This window comes from Flocculibacter collagenilyticus, assembly GCF_016469335.1.
Lineage (GTDB): Bacteria > Pseudomonadota > Gammaproteobacteria > Enterobacterales > Alteromonadaceae > Flocculibacter > Flocculibacter collagenilyticus.
Map to the genome: position 1 here is coordinate 2,382,125 of NZ_CP059888.1, position 20,099 is coordinate 2,402,223.

Below are 20,099 nucleotides of genomic sequence, written 5' to 3' on the forward strand. Positions count from 1 at the left end.
ACTAGGGGAGACGTTGCTATCACTATGATGTAAAATAAAATACATTGAAGCCACATCTACTTTTTGAGTAATTACATTGAGTAAAGATAGCATTTATTCTGCAACACATTCTGAATTAAAAGACTTCACATTTGACGAAACCGTCGTAGAAGTATTCCCCGATATGATCCAGCGTTCAGTGCCAGGATATTCAACAATTATTAGTACTATTGGCAAATTAACTGAGCAATTTCATCAACCTAATTCAAATTTATATGATTTAGGCTGCTCATTAGGCGCAGTAACACTTTCAATGAGGCGCGCACTGCCTGCTGAGTCTAACAGCAATATCATCGCCGTTGACAATTCGAGTGCGATGCTTGAGCGCTGTAAACTTCACCTGCAAGGCTTCAAGTCGCCCATTCATGTTGAGCTGGTCAATGCTGATATAAACGATATAGAAATAGAAAATGCATCTATTGTTGTGCTGAACTTTACTTTACAGTTTATTTCGCCTGAAAAGCGTTTGGCACTACTACAAAAAATATACGACGGCATGCGTAAAGGTGGCTTGCTGATCATTTCTGAAAAGCTTCGTGAAGACGATGATACTTGTCATGGGTTATTAACCAACCTTCATCATGACTTTAAACGTGCTAATGGCTATAGCGAACTAGAAATTAGTCAAAAGCGTTCTGCGCTTGAAAATGTAATGAAGCCTGACACGCGCACTGTACATTATGAACGTTTCCAACAAATCGGTTTCAGTCATTTCACCACTTGGTATCAATGTTTCAACTTCTGTTCAATGGCGATAATCAAATAATTTATGAATCATTTTAATCACTTTTATTCGCTGATTGCGAAAAACAAACTATCGCATTGGCTAGAAACATTACCTCAGCAATTAAACAGTTGGTATAAAGAATCTCTTCACGGAGATTACGGTAAGTGGCAACGCATATTAGAGAATTTACCAAATACACAGCCTTCAACGATCAACATTAGTGACAAAGTAGAATTTGGACTTACTAACGATATATCTGAAGGCGAACAAAAGCGAATTACATCTTTATTGAAGAAACTAATGCCTTGGCGTAAAGGCCCTTACCACATTCATGGTATTCACGTAGATACCGAGTGGCGTTCAGATTTTAAATGGGATCGCTTAAAACAACATATTACTCCGTTAGACGGCAGGTACGTGCTCGATATTGGTTGTGGCAGTGGCTACCACTTATGGCGGATGCGCGGCGCAGGTGCCGAGTTTGTAGTAGGTGTCGACCCTACACAGCTGTTTGTCTCTCAATTTAATGCAATTAAACACTTTAACCCAGATGATGGCGTACACCTACTACCATTGGGTGTAGAACAATTACCAGAGTTAAAAACCTTTGATACTGTATTCTCAATGGGCGTGCTTTATCACCGCCGCTCACCTATCGACTTTTTACAACAGCTCAAACAACAACTAAGGCCAGGTGGCGAGCTGGTGTTAGAAACTATTGTTGTAGAAGGTGGCCCAAACGAAGTGCTGGTACCGGGCGAACGTTACGCTAAGATGCGAAATGTATGGTTTATTCCAAGTACCGACGCCCTTACCGGTTGGATGAAGCGAGTTGGCTTTAAGAATATTAAGGTAGTCAGTGTTGAAAAAACCGATTTCTCAGAGCAGCGCAAAACCGACTGGCTTGAAAATGAATCATTAGAAGATTTCTTAGATCCTAACGATGAAAATAAAACAATTGAAGGTTATCCAGCGCCGTTACGCGCTGTGATTATTGCTAATAGCTAAATTGTAATAAGTGAGTTATGACTATGTATCGACCAAAGTCGACGTTGGAACAGTGGCGCATACTGCAAGCTGTAGTCGACTTTGGCGGCTATGCGCAAGCTGCAAACGCGCTAAATAAAAGTCAGTCCTCTTTAAATCATGCCGTTTCAAAATTGCAGCAACAACTTAACGTACAGCTCTTGGAAGTAAAAGGGCGTAAAGCTTACCTAACCAGTGCTGGCGAGGTTATGTTAAGACGATCTCGTATATTAACCCAAGATATAAGCGATTTAGAATTGCTCGCTGAAAACATACAGCAAGGATGGGAACCAGAGTTAGTTATCGCCGTAGAGCTTGCTTACCCAAAATCATATTTATTTAATGCACTTACTAAGTTTTACCCAGAAAGTCGCGGCTCGCGCATTACCATTATTGACACGGTATTAACTGGTACTGAAGAAATTATTCACGCCGGTCAAGCTGATATTGTAATCAGCTCAAGCGTACCTAAAGGCTACTTAAGTGAACCCTTATGTAATGTAACCTTTGTTCCTGTTGTCGGCAAAAACCATCCACTTGCAAGCTTGTCTGAAATAGATAGCAAAATGCTAGCGCAAGACCTGCAAATAGTGATTAAAGACACGGCTACACAGCCCGTTGAGAAAAGCGGATGGCTAAAGTCTGAAAAACGTTGGACTGTCACTAACTTTGAACACGCTATTTCTATATTAAAAACTGGGCTGGGTTTTTGCTGGCTACCAGAACATGTTATTGCCACTAAGTGTTCATTGCAGGAACTTAAAGTATTAACGTTAGATAAGGGTGGTATGCGCCACGGACATTTATCTTTGGTTTACCCAAAAGAAACAATGATTGGCCCGGGTTGCTCGATGCTGGTGCAATTAATTTTACAGGAACACGCATAATCAGCGATGCCCTAAAGCAATCATCTATAAAATATAAGTAAACTGCTGCAAAAACATACCCCAAACATCCCCCCTACTATTTAACTTGCAAAATTAAACAAGTAGAATAGCGCCTTCTTCAAACGTACATCAACTCTAATTCTCTCGAGGTTTAAAGTGACCGAAAATAAAGCTACCTTAAGTTACAAAGACGCTGGCGTTAACATTGATGCAGGTAATGCATTAGTCGAAAGAATAAAAGGTGTGGTAAAGAAAACCACACGTCCTGAAGTAATGGGCGGCTTAGGCGGCTTTGGCGCACTTTGCGAGTTACCAACAAAGTACAAAGAGCCTGTGCTTGTAGCAGGTACCGACGGTGTCGGCACAAAGCTACGCTTAGCAATAGATTTAAAAAAGCATGACACAGTAGGTATCGATTTAGTCGCGATGTGCGTTAACGACCTAATCGTACAAGGTGCCGAACCACTATTTTTCTTAGATTATTATGCCACTGCAAAACTGGATGTTGATACAGCAGCAGATGTGGTTTCTGGCATTGGTGAAGGCTGTATTCAAGCAAACTGTGCCTTAATTGGTGGTGAAACGGCAGAAATGCCGGGGATGTATCAAGAAGACGATTACGACATGGCAGGCTTCTGTGTTGGCGTTGTTGAAAAGTCAGGAGTTATTGATGGTTCAAAAGTGGCAGCAGGCGATCAGCTTATAGCGCTAGGCTCATCAGGCCCTCACTCAAATGGTTATTCATTAATTCGTAAAGTGCTTGAAGTAAGTAATGCTGATACTAATCAAGAACTTGAAGGTAAAACATTAGGCGAGCACTTATTAGCACCAACAAAGATTTACGTTAAATCAGTACTTGAGTTAACTCAGCAAGTAGATGTTCACGCCCTTTCTCATATTACGGGTGGTGGTTTCTGGGAAAACATACCACGCGTATTGCCAGAAAATACTAAAGCTGTGATCAATGCATCGTCTTGGCAGTGGCCTACAATCTTCAACTGGCTACAAGAGCAAGGCAACATTGATACACACGAGATGTATCGCACCTTTAACTGTGGTGTGGGTATGATCATCGCAGTTCCAGCAGAAAAGTTAGAACAAAGCCTGTCTATCCTTACTGAAAATGGCGAAAAAGCTTGGCATATTGGTGAAATTCAATCTGCTAGCGCTGATGAAGAACAAGTTGTCATTAACGAGCGTTAATTGATGGAAAACAATGATACTAATGCGCATGCCGACCACGGTAATGCGCCCAAACGAATAGTTGTTTTACTTTCAGGCAGTGGTAGCAACCTGCAAGCATTAATTGATGCTCAGCAAAATGCGTTTTTTAATGGCAAAATCGTGTGTGTTATCTCTAATCGCCCTGATGCATATGGGCTAACACGTGCACAACAAGCTAATATAGAAACGCTGTCTCTTGACCACAAAGCATATAACACTCGTGAGCAATACGATGCTGAGCTGGCAAAAGCTATTGAAAATACAAAGCCTGATTTAATTATTTTAGCCGGATTTATGCGTATTTTAACGCCCGAATTTGTTGCTAAATTCAAAGGCAAATTATTGAATATTCACCCTTCATTATTACCTAAGTACCAAGGATTACATACCCACCAACGAGCATTAGACGCTAAAGATAGCGAGCACGGTGTTTCTGTACACTTTGTCACTGAAGAGCTTGACGGCGGACCTGTAATACTACAAGCTAAGGTACCTATCTTTGATGGGGATACTGCGGAAGACCTAGCGGCGCGGGTGCACGAACAAGAGCACCGTATTTACCCGCTAGTTACAAAGTGGTTCTGTCAAGATCGGCTGCTAATGCAAAATGATTCAGCCGTACTAGATAATAATAAGCTGCCTCAACAAGGTTATGCGAGTGAATAATTGAATTAGGTGTTCAGATGTTAAAAAGAGCGTTAACCATTGCTTTAGTCATTGCTAGTTCTATAACAAACGCTTCTGCTACTACGGCGAAGTATGCAACTGAGTTAGTACCTTATATTGCAAAATATAAAGTCTACCGCGGTGGTGACGAACATGGCACAGCACAACGCTCTTTACATCATTTAAAACCTGATCCTACATATAATAATAAGTATAAATTTAGCTACACCAGTGATGTAAATTGGTTAATATTTAGCGACATTCGCCAAGAATCATCAGAGTTTAATGTGGATAACAACTCCTTAACGCCACTCATGTATAAAATGAAGCGAGAAGGCACAGGCCCAGATAGAAAGTACTCACTCACCTTTAAACACGATAAGAATCAACTTATCTCTAATAAATCAAACTCTCCCTTAACCCTTTCTTGCGCTCCAGACTGTTTCGACTCAATGAGCTATCACGTTCAGATGAGCAGAGACTTAGCAGCAGGCAAAACATCGTTATCCTATTTAGTCTACGATAAAAAAGGCAATCCAAAACAATATAGCTTTGAGGTAAAAGAAAAAGAGCTACTTGCGACACCTTACGGCCAAATTGAAGCCATTAAGGTAATGCGCGATTACGGTAATACAAATAAACAAGCTATCGCATGGTTTGCACCCAGCTTAAATTATATTATGGTTCGTTTGCTTAAAGTTAAAGAAGGTGTTGAACAGTTTGATATTCAACTAAACACCTTTGAACAGGATAATAGCCGATAACACTAAGCTAAACAGCTTTATGACTTTCACTTTTTGATAACTATTCAAAAATGATTTTATTCAGTTAGAAAAATGCCTACAGGTTATTCAAGCTACACTAATGTGCGGCTAAACGTAGGTCGGGTAAGCAAAGCGTCACCCGACATTAATACAAATACAACAATCGGAATCGGGCTTCAATCCCCCAAAATTACAACATAAAAAACGCCCCACTAAAGTGAAGCGTTTAAAATCAGAGTATTATTCACATAAATCAAATTGGGTAATTGCCCGTAATCTTAAAGTCGGAAGGCGCCTGCGGCTTTTCCAACCTACAACACATGAGTGCTAAGCGTAAGTTGGTTAAACAAAACGCCACCCGACAAGCTAATCCGACGTACGGCCGTGAAACTCTATTTGGAATGATTGCCCAAGCATCATCTGCAATTGTACTTCCCATATTTGCTTTTTTAAAAATTGAGTCGTCGATTAGCAATTGAAATTTCTTTCCTGACGCCCCTTCCATCACGCACGCCAATACTCGATACCCGAAAGACGTGTAGGACCAATCCGTTCCAGGTTGAAATATAAGCAAGTCATCCTTGAAAAGATCTAGCGGCTGAGTGACACCTTCATACCTAGTATGTTGACTTAGCTGCTCTTGAACCCACTTATACCTCAGTAAATCTGCTTGTACTGGGTCTGAGCTATTCTTTATAAGCTCTGGGAAATCTAAGTATCCCCTAATGCCTGCGGTATGGGTTAACAACTGTCGAGTGGTGATCTTCCATCTCTTCTTAGGGAATTGCGGACAATATGTTTGAATTGGCTTATCTAAATCGAGCAATCCGTCTTCAACTAGTACCATAGCAGAAGTTGCAGTAAACCACTTAGCTATAGAAGCTGTTCTATATTTGCTTTCAGTGCTCGCTAAAACTTTATTTTCAAGATCACTGAAACCAAACGCATTTTCATAAATGACTTTGGACTCATAGCCTATTGCAACTTGAAGTGAAGGTGTTCCGCTTCTTGCAATCTCCTCTTCTATTAACGTATTAATGTTCTTAGATAGAACACTTGTTTTTGCTTCCTTAGCAGCAACGCAAATAGAAGTGCTCAACACAATAAGAACAATCATTTTAAGTAACTTTTCTCTCATGACTTTCCTTGAATCATTTCACTTTAAAGACAATACAAAAACACTTCATGCACGAAGCGAGTTCATGTTTTTGCTCTGTTTGACCACCTTGCTCACATTAATACTGCCTAATCAAATAACCACATGATTTAGCTTAAGCCGAATATAGAAGCAAGAGGAGTTAAGTTTATAACGGAAAGAATTACTTGATTGTCCGCAAAGTATGCAACTTTCGACAGAGCTAACGCCAGTAGGGGAGGTGCAAAATGCGTCAAAAAAAGACAATGACTGAAATGTATATGATGCTTTCTAGAATCAAAGCCACCTCACCTGCTACTGGCGACTTATTCATTATAATTCCTTGCTATGCAACAATTGAAAGCTAACCGTTTATACTGAACTAAAAATAAAGTCGCGTCTTAAATGAAAAAAGTTGAGAGCATTTATAAAAATGCACAATTTAATTTTTAGTCCACATCGATTAATGGCAAGCTATAATCATTGTTGAATATTGAACTATCAGAAATCTCTTTACCATTTTCAAAATGATCTTTCGCGCAAATATAAAGGATATCGTCAACTGAGTCCTGTGCGCCATGCCAATGCCAATGCCAATCAAAATTAGAGTGCAAGTTCCCAGAAGCTCACCCTCTTGATTCAATATGTCAACTCTTCCTTTTGCACATCCAAATAAGAAAAAGATAAGACTAAAATTAATCTCATACTCAACTTTACGTGTCTAACGCTCTAAACCCCAGGTTTTCACTGCTAAGACAAAACCATTCTATTAACCTTTTACCTGATAGTTCAAGCACTACAAAGCCATCATTAAATTCGATTTTTTGTAGCTTTCTACCAACTAAAGTATTCAATTGTTTAAGATGGGCATGTTCTGCCTCTAGCATTTCAGCTTCGAATTCATTTAGCTGCTCTTTAGACTCTGTTAGTGAAGCAAAAAAGCCTATATCTAATGCACCTTTTAGAATCGATTTTGAACTTCGGTATCTCCAGCAACTTGATAGCTCAATCATAGTGTCGCTTTCAAACACTAAACGTAACATTTGGCAAATTGGTACAACTTCAATGCTCTTTATTTTCTTACCAACACACGAATAGGCTTGATAAACACAGCCAAAAGCGACTAAGTAATTGATAACTAAAATAGCCGAGGCTCTAGAGGAAACCAAGCAGTATTTTTTGCGTTTATTACAGCAAGCTTATTAACGTTCCCCTCTAATGCTTGTGCATGTAGTGAGGGCTCAAGCAGAATATTTTTAATTCAAATCTTTTTAACACTTGTTTATTTGCTTGTACTGCCTGTAGCGCTTTTTGCCATAGGCGCTAGAAAAGGCATTCTACTTCTATATGGCGTGTTTTTTGTTTTATCTGCTTTTAGTCGGACATATTCTAGTTGCTTATTTTTTATATTGCCCTAGCCCCATTTTAGGCTTATGTATTTACATCAAAAATAAAGTACAACCACCGAATTAACGTATTCATTTTAACCAGTAACTTTGGCATACAGGTATTCATCAAAACGTTCCTTGTGCTTACATACCGACTGTTTAAGCACCCCTTCTAATGAATAGCTGGCCTTCTCCATCGCTCTTAATGATGCTTTGTTAGGAGCAGACACAGGATTATACAATCGCGTGATTTTGGTTGAAGAAAAAATAAAATCTGTAAAGTGAATAATCGCTTTTGTTGCTATTCCCCGCCCCCAGTACTTTTCAGCAAGCCAGAAGCCCAGTTCAGCCGAGTGTGCATATTCAAGCTGCTGAGTATAAGCGCCAATTACCCCACAAAATACATCATCAACAATAATTGCTTTTACAATGCTATTTTCTTTACTGCCAACATTCACAAACCAACGCGCATCTTCTTGCGTATAGGGCTGCGGAATTCTTGATGAAAGATACCTTGTAACTCGTGCATTATTTAAATATTGCACCAATAATTCTTGGTCAGTGTTTTCTAAGTTTCTTAGCTTAATCATATAACTACCTAAATAAATCTAGCACTATATCCATCACCTAGCTGCTCAGTCATGGGAATATGTTTAACACCTTATGTAACATTATGCTGCTATGTAAGTGCTAACTTAAAGCAAGTTAATAAAAAAGGCAGCTCAAAAGCTGCCTTAATTTAAATACTTATTTGGTTGTTAGCTAGCGCTTAATAAAACGTTTTGCCATTTTCAGCCATTTTCACAAGTAGCTCTGCTGGCTCGAAACGATCGCCATAGCGCTGCTGATATGACTTAAGTTGAGAAACGAGTGCTGCAATCCCCATGCTGTCCATATATCTGAATGGACCGCCAAGGAATGGAGGGAATCCAATACCAAAAATTGCACCAATATCACCATCACGTGGGCTGGCAATAATGCCTTCGTCAAGACAACGCGCCGCTTCGTTTAACATTTGAACAACGCAACGTTGTGAAATCTCTTCAAGGTTGTGCTTGTTAGCCGGTGTTACACCTAAAGTTGAGTATACTGACTCATCAACTTGCTTCTTGCCTTTTTTCGCTTTTTTATCATAAATGTAGAAACCTTTACCGTTTTTCTTACCTTTACGATCATCAGCTTGAAGCTTGTCGAATGCAGTTGGCGCTTCAAAACGCTCACCTAATTCTTTTTCAAGGATAGGAGAGATTTTCGCACCTACATCAATACCCACTTCATCTAATAATGTAATTGGGCCGACTGGGTAACCAAATTTCACAAGCGCTTTGTCAAGCGTTTCAACTGGCTCACCTTCTAATAAAAGGTTTGCGGCTTCGTTCATGTATAGCGCCAAAATTCGGTTTACATAAAAGCCTGCACAGTCTTTAACAACAATCGGCGTTTTGCCTTGTTTTCTAGCAAATTCCATGGTGGTTGCAATGGTTTGCGCTGACGTTTTTTCATGTGCTATTACTTCAACTAAAGGCATTTTGTCTACAGGCGAGAAATAGTGAAGGCCAATAACATTTTCAGGGCGCTCAGCTTTTTCTGCAATTTGACCAATTGGTAACGAAGACGTGTTACTTGCAAAAACAGTTGTTTCTTTGCAGTTTTCTTCAACATCTTTAACCATTTGCTGTTTTAGGGATAAATCTTCAAATACAGCTTCAACAACAATATCTACTTCATTAAATGCAGTGTAGTCTAATCCACCTGTTAGCATTGCCATTTGCTTTTGCATTTCTGATTTGCGCATAAACTTACGCTTAACTTTTTTATTCAATAAGCTATACGTGTACTTAAAGGCTGCACTAATACCTTTATGACTAATATCTTTAATACGCGTAGGCACGCCAGCCTTAGTTACTGTAACAAATGAAATACCGCCGCCCATTAAGCCACCGCCTAATACACCCGCTTTTTTCACTTTTACTGGCTCAACACCATCCACACTGGTTTCTTTTTTCATTTCAGTGGTTGCGAAGAAAATGCTGCGTAGCGCTTTAGACTCTGGCGTCATACATAGCTCACCAAAGTATTGAGCTTCTAATGCCAACCCTTTTTGCATTCCTTCCTCAGCACCTACTTGAATAACTTCAACGATACGTTCTGGCGCTGGGTAATTACCTTTTGTTTTGCTTAATAGCTTTTTAGTTGCTTGATCAAACAATACTTTACGACCGAGTGGGTTTGTCTCTAACAACTTACCCATAAAGTCTAACGATGGTGTGTGCTCTGCACCCTTACCTTTTTTAGCAAGCTTAACTGCCGCTTCAAGTAAGATTGAATGAGGTACTACATCATCAACTAAGCCTGCTTTTTTCGCTTGTTTTGCTCTTAGTTGTTTACCAGTTAGCATCATGTCTAGCGCTTTTTGTAAGCCCACTAGACGAGGTAAACGCTGCGTGCCGCCACTACCAGGCAATAAGCCTAGCTGCACTTCAGGCAAACCTAATACTGTTTTATTATCGTCTGTACAAATACGTTTATGACAGGCAAGTGCTAGCTCTAAGCCACCACCAAGTGCTGGTCCATGAATAGCAGCAACAACAGGGATCTTTAACCCTTCTAATTCGGCAAACATTCTTTGACCAGTACGGCCAATTTCTGCTGCTTCTTCTGCGCTTGTGCAATTATCTAACATAGTTACATCGGCACCAGCCACAAATGAGTTATCTTTTCCGCTAATAATAACTAAGCCTTCAAGCTTATTATTTTTCTTTACGGATTTAAGAATAACGTCCATTTGATCAGCGAATTCTACTTTAAGCACGTTCATCGTTTCGTTAGGAACATCGATGCTTACTACGCCAATATTGTCATCTCTTATTTCAAGTGAAAACGCACTCACAGTTTCTTCTACCTTTTTATTTTCGTTAGCCATTAGTCCACCTCAACAATCATTGCTGCGCCTAAGCCACCTGCCGCACAAGCTGTAGTTAGACCAACTCCACCGCCGCGACGACGAAGTTCATTTATTGTTTGAGTAATCAAGCGAGTACCAGTTGCCGCAAATGGGTGTCCATACGCTAATGAACCGCCGTTCACGTTAAACTTAGCCATGTCAATTTCACCAATTGCTTTACTAAGGCCTAAGTTCTCTTGCGCAAACTTTTTACTTTCAAACATTTTCATATTCGCCAATGTTTGCGCAGCAAATGCTTCATGCATTTCAATTAAGTCTAAGTCTTTTAGTTCCATTCCAGCGCGCGCTAACGCGATTGGCGTTGAATAAGAAGGCCCCATCAACATGTCTTCCCACACATCAATGGCAGAAAATGCGAAGCTCTTAATGTAACCCAGTGGCGTTAAACCTAGCTCTTTTGCTCGGCCTTCACGCATTAAAATAACAGCAGAAGCGCCATCTGTTAGTGGTGTCGCATTTGCAGCTGTTACTGAACCGTGTTTACGATCAAAAACAGGTTTTAACTTTGCATAACCTTCAACCGTAGAATTCGTTCTAATATTGTTGTCCATTTCCAGGAAATCTTTGTATGGTTCTGCATGAGCCACCATTACTTCATCAGCCATCAGGCCGCTTTCCCACGCTTTGGTTGCTAATGAATGCGAGCGATGCGCTAGTTCATCTTGGCTTTTACGAGAGATGTTGTGGGTTTTAGCCATTTGCTCTGCGGTTTGCCCCATACTCAACCCCGTTGAGTATTCTGCAACAGCAGGAGGAACTGGCATAATGTCTTTTAAGCCTAAACGCTTAATGATATTAAGGCGCTGCCCTAGCGTGCGCGCTTTATTTAAATCGACTAATGCGCGGCCTAACTTTTTAGATACACCAATTGGTAATACTGAAGAAGAGTCAGAGCCACCAGCAATACCAGTGTCTATAGTGCCAGCCATGATAGATTCAACCACGTTGGCTGCTGCTTGAAAGCTAGTTGCACAGGCACGGCTAACGCTGTACGCGTCGGTGCCAACGTTCATGCCAGTACCTAACACAATTTCACGCGCAATATTTGGCGCTTCTGGCATTTGCACAACTTGACCATAAACAACTTGGTCGATTTCTTGAGGATCTAAGCCGCTGCGCATCATCATTTCGCTAACAACCATTTTACCCATGTCCAAAGCTGGAACGCCGTGGAAATAAGTCGCTTGTTTTGCAAAAGGTGTTCTCAACCCTGCAACGACTGCAATACGCTCACCGCCAGCCGTTTTTAAATCTATCTTTTTAGATGACATTGTTTACCGTCTCTTTTTAATATATTAGAGGTCAGACCTGTTAAGTATCGATTGTATCTATTTAATTTAAAAATTCAACTTATCCGATTTAATAAACCTTATCTCTTCGCCTTGGTATTAAAACAAACCTGTGATGAATATCAATTTTAACCAAGCCACTACACTGCAAAATAACAGTTTGAAAACAAACATTAGGCTTTTTCAATAGATAAAGTAAAAATCAAGCATTAAGCACTTGTTATTAACCTAATCGGTCCTTATATATTCTGGGATAAGTATAGGCGTTAAATGGTTACTCGTTTATTGGAGCTAATATTTTCTAATTTTATAGTTCAAATTAAATTGAACTATATTACCTCGACTTTTATCTATAGCTCATAAAACGCTATTTAGTGCATGATTCAAACATTAATTTTGTGAGAAGTTGTAACCTTATGACAGCAAAGCATTTTGAACAATTAAAACAATATTTAGATTCTCAAGTTATTGGTCAGCACGCTCTGACCGAAAATATACTCATTGCTTTACTCGCCGATGGTCACTTACTTGTTGAGGGACCTCCGGGTCTTGCGAAAACCCGTGCTATTAATGCACTTGCCTACGGTGTTGAAGGAAATTTCCACCGCATACAGTTTACTCCCGATTTATTACCAGCCGACTTAACTGGTACTGACATTTATCGCCCAGAAACGGGGCAATTCGAATTCCAATCAGGACCATTGTTTCATAATTTAATTTTGGCCGATGAAATTAACCGTGCGCCTGCCAAAGTGCAATCTGCTTTACTTGAAGCCATGGCTGAACGTCAAGTGACTGTTGGTAAAACTACCTATCCATTGCCCGAGTTATTTCTAGTAATGGCAACGCAAAACCCACTTGAGCAAGAAGGCACTTACCCGCTGCCTGAAGCACAATTAGATCGCTTTTTAATGCATTTGAATATTGATTACCCAGATGCAGCAACCGAAATTGAAATTTTACGCCTAACCCGTGGTGAAGCCATAGGTGAAAACAAAGTATCACTTACGCCTATTTCTCAAGAAACGATTATTGAAGCCAGAAAAGAAGTGTTAAAAATTCACTTGGCACCTCAATTAGAAGAGTATTTGGTTGAGTTAATCATTGCTACGCGCCAACCACAAAAATACGACGATAATTTGGCTAAATGGATTGGGTTTGGTGCTAGCCCACGGGCAACTATCTCTTTAGATCGCTGCGCCAGAGCAAAAGCATGGTTGTCGGGTCGTGATTTTGTCGCGCCTGAAGATATACACGCAGTATTTTATAACGTGCTACGCCATCGCTTATTGTTAACTTACGAAGCAGAAGCAGACGGTATCACGCCAGATACAGTGCTTTCTCGCATTTTAGAGCTTGTTGCTGTTCCGTAGTTGATGTGGCGACAGATTAAAAAGTTGCACCCATTCAGCAATAAAGATGAGTAACAATGACCAAAGTAATACGTGTTACGATAATTAAGCATATGTGTGATTACAGAGAGTTTTTATGTCAGTAAATGTATCTCGCACTGAAGCATTAAATAATGAGCTAGAACAGCAACAGTGGATAAAGCAATGGCAGCAATTTGCACATTGCCAAGGTGCTAATTTAACCTTGAAAGAGTTGCTGTACTACCAAAGTAAAACCCAGTTACTTGACCTAAAACCCAAACATGCCATTCAGTCAAAACTTGCTGGCAACTACCTTGCTAAAAGCAAAGGTAGAGGTATGGAGTTTGACGAGGTGCGCCATTATCAACCAGGCGACGATATTCGCACTATTGATTGGCGAGTAACGGCTCGAACGGGAAAAACTCACACCAAGTTATTTAGAGAAGAGATGGAGCGCCCTGTTTTTATTCTGTGCGATCTCTCTTCTTCGATGTTTTTTGGCTCTAAACTACTGCTTAAGTCTGTTCAAGCTGCACATTTAACCGCCCTCATCGCGTGGAGCGCAAAACAACGGGGTGATAAAATTGGCGGCTTAATTGTTAATCAGTTTCAACATTTAGAATTTAAGCCTAAATCTCGCTCGCAAGCCGTACTGCAATTACTTCATGGGTTAATAGAATTACATCAGCACGGCCTTAACGCATTAAGTCGGTCACCTGAAAGCCATAACGCTGACTTATTTGAAGATGCTTGCCAACGATTACGTCGCATCGCTAAACCCGGCGCATTGGTTTATGTTATTTCAGACTTCTATCACTTAACTGAAAATGCCTTAAAAAATTTGGCGCAAATAAAGCAGCATTGCGACCTTATTGCTTGCGAAGTTACTGATCCGATGGAGCATCAACTTCCAAGTGGTAAATTTAATGGTGAACTGCTTGTTAATACTGGTGATAAAAAGGTGGCGATTAACTTAGGCAATCAACAACAAATGCGTGCATACGAAAACGAAGTAGCCGCCTCGTTTACTCGGCAACAACAATTACTAAAGAAACATAGAATTGGCTTACAGCATTTTACTAGTGCAAGCCCACTAGAGATTCAATTAAGAAGAAAGATTAATCGATGAGTGCTCCAACGTCTTCCAGTAATATAAATCCCATGCAACAAGCGCTTTCGCAGTTGCACGATATTCAAACACCAGAAACTATTAGTCAGTTTCCGCCCGCTATTGGATGGTGGATATTAATGGCATTAGTGCTATCTTTTATTGCGATTACAGTTTGGCTGTATCAGCGTCATCAAACGAAACATAGACAGCAAAAACTAGCTTTGGCTGAATTAAACCGTATTGCTATTTCTTCTGATACGGCACTGCAACAAATAAACGCGCTGTTAAAACGCGCCTGTTTAGCCTATTTCCCGAGAGAAAATATCGCGCATTTACATGGGGCGTCGTGGCAACAATTTCTTGATAGTCAGGCACGTTCATATAAAGGTAAACCACTTACATTTAATTCCGAATGGCTAACATTGCAATACCAACCACAACAGAGTAATGCTCAAAAAGCGCCAGCAAGCGCGTTCAAACAATACGCTGAACAATGGATTAAAACCGCTTTACCGCCCTCTTCTACTGTAATGAAAGCGCAAAAGCAGGAGGTTGTTAATGTTTGAGTTCGCTTTTATTTGGGCGTTTATATTATTGCCACTTCCCTTTATTGTTCGAATGCTAATACCCGCAACGAATGAGCAACCCAAAGCAGCGTTGCACATGCCTGCTCTGCGATATAGTCCTAATCAAGCAGTGAGCATGAACAACGCTTCACAGCGTTCGTTGTTTATTCCTGCCTTAATTTGGTTATTGCTAATTACGGCGGCGGCTCGTCCACAATGGTTAGGCGAGCCTATTGCCCTACCCAGCGAAGGGCGCGATTTAATGTTGGCGGTCGACTTATCTGGCAGTATGGATATTGAAGATATGGTTTTAAATGGCAGCCAAGTTAATCGTTTAACAATGCTTAAAAATGTATTGGGTGATTTTATTTCAAGGAGGGTTGGCGACAGACTAGGACTGATTTTATTTGCTGACACAGCCTATTTACAAACGCCGCTTACTTACGACCGAGAAACCGTTCGAACCATGCTACAAGAAGCGGTAATCGGTTTAGTAGGTGAAAAAACCGCAATTGGCGATGCCGTAGGCTTAGCAACTAAGCGTTTCGCTGATAAAGAGGAAACGAATAAAGTATTAATTTTGCTTACCGATGGGCAAAACACTGCAGGTAATCTAACGCCTGAAGAAGCACTTACTCTAGCCGAAGAACACGATATTACCATTTATACTATTGGTGTAGGCGCTGATGAAATGCAAGTAAGAAGCTTTTTTGGCAATCGTAGTGTAAATCCTTCAGCTGAGCTGGATGAAAACTTATTAACTGAACTGGCAAGTAAAACTGGTGGTCAATATTTTCGAGCAAAAGACACCGCTGGTTTGGCACAAATATATCAACAATTAGATGAGTTAGAACCAATCGCAAAAGATACAATCCAAATGCGACCGCTGACAGCTCTATTTTACTGGCCTTTAGCAACAGCCTTGTTACTCTCAGTATTAATGGCATTAAGTGCACTATTCAACAATGTAATAATGAAAAGAAGTAAGTCACCTGATAAAACAGCTTCAATACAAGGAGCTAACTAAATATGGAACAGTTTCATTTTATTCGCCCCGACTGGCTTTTTGCATTAATTCCGTTAGCGCTTATCATGCTGCTTTTGCATAAAGTAAAAATAAAGCATTCAGATTGGCGGGCTATCATTCCTGCTCATTTAGTAAACGTGTTACTTGATTCAAACAGTCAATCTAAACATCACGCCCCACTATGGATGCTATATGTTACTTGGCTAATTGCTACTATTGCGCTAGCAGGACCTACTTGGCAAAAGTTACCGCAACCGGTTTATCAGGTTAAAGCTGCCAAACTTTTAATTATGGATATGTCGCTATCCATGCGAGCAACAGATATAACACCAAATAGGCTTACCCGCGCTCGTTATAAAGCGATCGACTTAATTAACACATTTACTGATGGTGACGCCGGGTTAATTGCTTATGCAAATGACGCCTTTGTGATCTCGCCTTTAACGCCCGATTATAAAAATATCATTAGCCTTATTCCAAGCTTAAAACCAGAGTTAATGCCGGCACAGGGAAGCAACCCTATCGTCGCGCTCAACAAGGCGGATGAACTATTTAGAAATGCCGGATATACACAAGGTGATATTTATTTGATTACTGACGGCATTGACTATCAAGAGTTAAGCGACATACAACGCTTTATTAAAAAATATAATCATCGACTCAATATTTTAGGTGTTGGCACGCAAGAAGGTGCCCCAATCACATTAGAAAATGGTGAGCTATTAAAAGATAACGCGGGTAGCATTGTAATTCCTAAAATAAATACTAGCCAACTTAGAGCGCTTGCACGCTCTACCAACGGTTATTTTGTTTCAGTGTCGTCTTCAGATAATGACATAAAAAAATTAGCCAATATTCCTGAGCTAGAGAAAATGAATGCTGACACTAAAGAAAGTAATGAAGATCAATTTGGCGATCAATGGCAAGACATGGGCGTATATCTCATTTTTATTATTTTACCATTTGCAGCGTATGCATTTAGACGCGGCGTTATTTCTGGCTTTGCTATTGTGCTGTTAATTGGCACACTCAGCCCCACTCCTGTGTATGCAAATTGGTGGGACAACCTTTGGCAAACGCAGAACCAACAGGCTAAACAGCTTTACGACAACAAACAATTTGAACAAGCCGCTGAAACGTTTAACGACCCGAAATGGCAAGGTGCAGCAAGCTATAAAAGCGGAGATTATGAGCAAGCGCTTGAGCATTTTAAAAAGGACAATAGTGCCGAGGGTTTATATAACCAAGGTAATGCATTAGCGCAGCTTAATAAGTTTGATGATGCCATCAATGCGTATGAAGAGGCACTGAAGCTTGACCCCGACTTCGAAGAAGCTAAGAAAAATAAGCAAGTGATTGAGCAAATAAAAGCTGCGATGGAAAATCAGCAGCAGAATAATGATAACAACCAAAGCTCTGACAGTAATGATAGCTCAGAAGATGGCGAACAGTCAGAGCAGAGTAATAAGTCAGATAAAAACGCTAATCAAAACACTAATCAAAACAATGAGCAAGCGGGCAATCAAGAGTCCAAACAAAATAGCGAGTCTCAAAACCAACAAAATAACACGGAACAACAATCTGACAGTGAGCAACAGTCGCAACTAGATAATGCGAGCAACGCTCAAAATAATGAAAACGAGCAGGCTAATCAACAACAGAATGACAGTCCCCAGCCTCGTTCTCCTGAATCATCAAATCAACCTGAAGACCAAAACAAAGACGCGTTAAGTCAAAATAAAGAACAAGACACCCGCGAAAATGAAAATGCAGATCAACAGAATATGATGCAACAAGAGCAAGATAAAGCGGCTGAAAATAAAGACAATGAATCTGTAACAGCCGCAGCCCAACCGACTAGTGAGTTATCTGCGGAAGAAAAAGAACAACAACAAGTCATTCAACAGCTAATGCGTAAAGTAAATGATGATCCTGCTATTTTGCTGCGAAATAAAATGCAGCTAGAACATCAAAAGCGCAGACGTAATGGGTTTAATCGAGGAGCTGATAAAAAGTGGTAACATCTAAACTAAGTGTATTTATTTTTATATTGATTGCATTTTCACAGTCAGTGTTTGCTACAACGCGTGTAACGGCCACTGTAGATCGTAATCCCGCAATTTTGAATGAATCAATCGTATTAGAGGTAATAGCTGACGACAGCTTAGACTCAACAGCTTTTAACAGCAGACCATTAATGCAGGACTTTATTGTTGGTAATACTTCAGTAAGCAGCCATACGCAAATTATTAATGGTGACATGTCACGAACCACGAAATGGACAACCCTGCTAATACCCCGTCAGGCAGGAAAAATCCTAATACCAAGCTTCACGATTGATGGCATTAGCAGCCAGCCCATTGAATTAGAAGTGATTGCAGCCAATGCACAGGCTAACAATCAACATAAAGAACTATTCATCGATAGCCAAGTTGATATTGACTCTGTGTTTGTTCAGCAAATGATTAGCTACACAGTAAAACTGTATATCGCAACCGATTTGCAAAGTGGCAGCCTTACTGAACCTGCTATGCCAGATGCTACCATCAACCAAGTGGGTAAAGATAAAGAAACAAACGAAATTGTAAATGGAAAACGCTACCGCGTGATTGAACGAGTCTATTCCATTACACCACAAAAAAGTGGCACATTTACCATTAGCGGCGTGGTTTTTAATGGTGAGGTAGTGGAAAGCACTCGCCGACGTTCATTCTTTAACTCAATGACCCGCACCAAGCCTATTAGCCGCGTAGGTAATGATATTGAAATCGAAGTTCAACCTATTCCTGATAACTATCCGGAAAATTGGTTACCCAGTGAATTTGTTACCATTACTGAAGAATGGCAACCTATAGCGACAGAGTACAAGGTTGGAGAGCCGATTACCCGCACAGTATCGTTAACCGCTGTAGGTGTGAACGAGTCTATTCTGCCAGAAATCACATTTACGGCTGATGGTAATATTAAAATTTATGCTGACCAAGCCAAATCAACATCAGTGCAAAGAAATGGCAAAGTCATATCTCAACGTGTGGAGTCAGCCGCATTTGTTCCTAATCAGTCTGGAGAGTACACACTTCCTGAAATATCTGTGCCTTGGTTCAACACGATTACCAAAGAAATTAACTATGCCACCCTACCCGCTAAAACGATTACTGTTACCGGCCAAGCAATAAATCAAACGCTAGCCACCAATGACGCTCAACCTTTAACTCAAAATAGTGACGTAACTGACTCTGTTGAGTCTCTGACTACACCAAGCTTTTCGGTTGAACCAAACGTCTCGTTTAACCTGTTAACTCTGCTTAGCTTAGGCTTGTGGCTGCTCACTCTTTTAGCATGGTTGCTTCATGTAAAATACCTCAAGCAAAACCACACTGCTGACATACCAAAAAAACGCGGTGCTGAACCGTCAACGCCTGCGAGCGGCAAAGCATACTGGAATAAAATGCAATCTGCGGTAAAAGCTGACGATACAAACGCATTTTATCGTGCAATGTTAACGTGGTTTAATTGTGTTTATCATCCACTTAATGTGCAAAGCGTTGAAGATATAAAGAAAGTATTGCAAACAGCAAGTACGGGTAAGCAACGTGATTTCTTTTCTGACTTAGAGAAGCAGCTAAATTTACTTAACTACGCGTTGTACTCAAGTAAGCAGTTGGAGTCAAACGAATGGCATGGCGCACAAATGATGAAGCTGCTAAAGCAACTACAACAAGAAAAAAGCATTACACTTGCTCACAAAACTACGCACCCAATACAGCTTGAACCATTAAACCCTTAATATTATTAAATCCATATTTGTTAGGGGTGTTGACCTTTCGAGTTCACTTGGAATAACCAAGCTATATTTGTCACACCGCGATCAAAAAGCGTTTAGATTGAACAAAATTCGACCTCGAAAGGTCA

18 protein-coding genes are annotated in these 20,099 nt (G+C 40.3%); 12 read left to right on the forward strand and 6 right to left on the reverse strand.

The genetic code is table 11. The features are described 5' to 3' along the window. The first annotated feature begins 76 nt into the window (after positions 1-76). From cmoA to HUU81_RS10590, 6 genes are all read left to right on the forward strand, one after another. The gene (gene cmoA / locus HUU81_RS10565; RefSeq protein ID WP_407644823.1) at positions 77-805 is read left to right on the forward strand and encodes a carboxy-S-adenosyl-L-methionine synthase CmoA; all 729 of its coding nucleotides are present in this window, start codon (positions 77-79) and stop codon (positions 803-805) included. Between the two features lie 3 nt (positions 806-808). Further along, positions 809-1,774 (forward strand): tRNA 5-methoxyuridine(34)/uridine 5-oxyacetic acid(34) synthase CmoB, encoded by a 966-nt coding sequence (gene cmoB / locus HUU81_RS10570; RefSeq protein ID WP_199608916.1) that lies wholly within the window; start codon positions 809-811, stop codon positions 1,772-1,774. 23 nt (positions 1,775-1,797) lie between these two features. After that, positions 1,798-2,679 (forward strand): LysR family transcriptional regulator, encoded by an 882-nt coding sequence (locus tag HUU81_RS10575; RefSeq protein WP_199612029.1) that lies wholly within the window; start codon positions 1,798-1,800, stop codon positions 2,677-2,679. 156 nt (positions 2,680-2,835) lie between these two features. After that, positions 2,836-3,882, forward strand: a complete 1,047-nt coding sequence (gene purM / locus HUU81_RS10580) for a phosphoribosylformylglycinamidine cyclo-ligase (protein ID WP_199608917.1) — start codon at positions 2,836-2,838, stop codon at positions 3,880-3,882. Between the two features lie 3 nt (positions 3,883-3,885). Continuing rightward, positions 3,886-4,569 (forward strand): phosphoribosylglycinamide formyltransferase, encoded by a 684-nt coding sequence (purN, locus tag HUU81_RS10585; protein ID WP_199608918.1) that lies wholly within the window; start codon positions 3,886-3,888, stop codon positions 4,567-4,569. Positions 4,570-4,586: 17 nt separating this feature from the next. Further along, positions 4,587-5,333: a DUF3108 domain-containing protein gene (locus tag HUU81_RS10590; RefSeq protein WP_199608919.1), complete on the forward strand. Its 747-nt coding sequence runs from the start codon at positions 4,587-4,589 to the stop codon at positions 5,331-5,333. A 253-nt stretch (positions 5,334-5,586) separates the two neighbouring features. Here HUU81_RS10590 and HUU81_RS10595 read toward each other — a convergent pair whose 3' ends face one another. From HUU81_RS10595 to fadI, 6 genes are all read right to left on the reverse strand, one after another. Then, the gene (locus HUU81_RS10595; RefSeq protein ID WP_199608920.1) at positions 5,587-6,471 is read right to left on the reverse strand and encodes a serine hydrolase domain-containing protein; all 885 of its coding nucleotides are present in this window, start codon (positions 6,469-6,471) and stop codon (positions 5,587-5,589) included. Positions 6,472-6,917: 446 nt separating this feature from the next. After that, the gene (locus HUU81_RS10600; protein ID WP_199608921.1) at positions 6,918-7,082 is read right to left on the reverse strand and encodes a hypothetical protein; all 165 of its coding nucleotides are present in this window, start codon (positions 7,080-7,082) and stop codon (positions 6,918-6,920) included. Between the two features lie 99 nt (positions 7,083-7,181). Beyond that, positions 7,182-7,637, reverse strand: coding sequence for a hypothetical protein (locus HUU81_RS10605; protein ID WP_199608922.1), 456 nt, complete (start codon positions 7,635-7,637; stop codon positions 7,182-7,184). Between the two features lie 314 nt (positions 7,638-7,951). Beyond that, the gene (locus tag HUU81_RS10610) at positions 7,952-8,446 is read right to left on the reverse strand and encodes a GNAT family N-acetyltransferase (protein WP_199608923.1); all 495 of its coding nucleotides are present in this window, start codon (positions 8,444-8,446) and stop codon (positions 7,952-7,954) included. 179 nt (positions 8,447-8,625) lie between these two features. Continuing rightward, positions 8,626-10,779 carry a fatty acid oxidation complex subunit alpha FadJ gene (gene fadJ / locus HUU81_RS10615; protein ID WP_199608924.1) on the reverse strand — a complete coding sequence of 718 codons (2,154 nt, stop codon included), beginning with the start codon at positions 10,777-10,779 and terminating at the stop codon, positions 8,626-8,628. After that, positions 10,779-12,092, reverse strand: coding sequence for an acetyl-CoA C-acyltransferase FadI (fadI, locus tag HUU81_RS10620; RefSeq protein ID WP_199608925.1), 1,314 nt, complete (start codon positions 12,090-12,092; stop codon positions 10,779-10,781). Before fadI ends, fadJ begins: the two co-directional genes overlap by 1 nt. A gap of 434 nt (positions 12,093-12,526) precedes the next feature. On the opposite strand from fadI, the gene HUU81_RS10625 reads away from it, so the two are divergent. The 6 genes from HUU81_RS10625 (at position 12,527) to HUU81_RS10650 (ending at position 19,974) form a co-directional block, all read left to right on the forward strand. Next, positions 12,527-13,483, forward strand: coding sequence for an AAA family ATPase (locus HUU81_RS10625; protein WP_199608926.1), 957 nt, complete (start codon positions 12,527-12,529; stop codon positions 13,481-13,483). 115 nt (positions 13,484-13,598) lie between these two features. Then, entirely contained in the window at positions 13,599-14,612 is a 1,014-nt protein-coding gene (locus HUU81_RS10630; protein WP_199608927.1) for a DUF58 domain-containing protein, read from the forward strand. Beyond that, positions 14,609-15,160, forward strand: a complete 552-nt coding sequence (locus HUU81_RS10635) for a DUF4381 domain-containing protein (RefSeq protein ID WP_199608928.1) — start codon at positions 14,609-14,611, stop codon at positions 15,158-15,160. The genes HUU81_RS10630 and HUU81_RS10635 overlap by 4 nt, the downstream gene beginning before the upstream one ends. Continuing rightward, on the forward strand, positions 15,153-16,187 hold the full coding sequence (locus HUU81_RS10640; protein WP_199608929.1) for a vWA domain-containing protein: 1,035 nt from the start codon (positions 15,153-15,155) through the stop codon (positions 16,185-16,187). Before HUU81_RS10635 ends, HUU81_RS10640 begins: the two co-directional genes overlap by 8 nt. Positions 16,188-16,189: 2 nt before the next feature. Then, positions 16,190-18,208 carry a tetratricopeptide repeat protein gene (locus tag HUU81_RS10645; protein ID WP_199608930.1) on the forward strand — a complete coding sequence of 673 codons (2,019 nt, stop codon included), beginning with the start codon at positions 16,190-16,192 and terminating at the stop codon, positions 18,206-18,208. After that, complete coding sequence (locus HUU81_RS10650) at positions 18,202-19,974, forward strand: BatD family protein (protein ID WP_199608931.1); 1,773 nt, start codon at positions 18,202-18,204, stop codon at positions 19,972-19,974. The genes HUU81_RS10645 and HUU81_RS10650 overlap by 7 nt, the downstream gene beginning before the upstream one ends. The last annotated feature ends 125 nt before the right edge of the window (positions 19,975-20,099 follow it).

Excerpts from the sequence above, each read along its gene's own strand:
- HUU81_RS10575 (WP_199612029.1), top strand. The coding sequence starts at position 1,798 with ATGTATCGACCAAAGTCGACGTTGGAACAGTGGCGCATACTGCAAGCT.
- HUU81_RS10590 (WP_199608919.1), top strand. The coding sequence starts at position 4,587 with ATGTTAAAAAGAGCGTTAACCATTGCTTTAGTCATTGCTAGTTCTATA.
- HUU81_RS10625 (WP_199608926.1), top strand. The coding sequence starts at position 12,527 with ATGACAGCAAAGCATTTTGAACAATTAAAACAATATTTAGATTCTCAA.
- HUU81_RS10630 (WP_199608927.1), top strand. The coding sequence starts at position 13,599 with ATGTCAGTAAATGTATCTCGCACTGAAGCATTAAATAATGAGCTAGAA.
- fadJ (WP_199608924.1), bottom strand. The coding sequence starts at position 10,779 with ATGGCTAACGAAAATAAAAAGGTAGAAGAAACTGTGAGTGCGTTTTCA.
- HUU81_RS10645 (WP_199608930.1), top strand. The coding sequence starts at position 16,190 with ATGGAACAGTTTCATTTTATTCGCCCCGACTGGCTTTTTGCATTAATT.
- HUU81_RS10595 (WP_199608920.1), bottom strand. The coding sequence starts at position 6,471 with ATGAGAGAAAAGTTACTTAAAATGATTGTTCTTATTGTGTTGAGCACT.
- fadI (WP_199608925.1), bottom strand. The coding sequence starts at position 12,092 with ATGTCATCTAAAAAGATAGATTTAAAAACGGCTGGCGGTGAGCGTATT.
- HUU81_RS10635 (WP_199608928.1), top strand. The coding sequence starts at position 14,609 with ATGAGTGCTCCAACGTCTTCCAGTAATATAAATCCCATGCAACAAGCG.
- cmoB (WP_199608916.1), top strand. The coding sequence starts at position 809 with ATGAATCATTTTAATCACTTTTATTCGCTGATTGCGAAAAACAAACTA.
- HUU81_RS10610 (WP_199608923.1), bottom strand. The coding sequence starts at position 8,446 with ATGATTAAGCTAAGAAACTTAGAAAACACTGACCAAGAATTATTGGTG.
- purN (WP_199608918.1), top strand. The coding sequence starts at position 3,886 with ATGGAAAACAATGATACTAATGCGCATGCCGACCACGGTAATGCGCCC.
- HUU81_RS10640 (WP_199608929.1), top strand. The coding sequence starts at position 15,153 with ATGTTTGAGTTCGCTTTTATTTGGGCGTTTATATTATTGCCACTTCCC.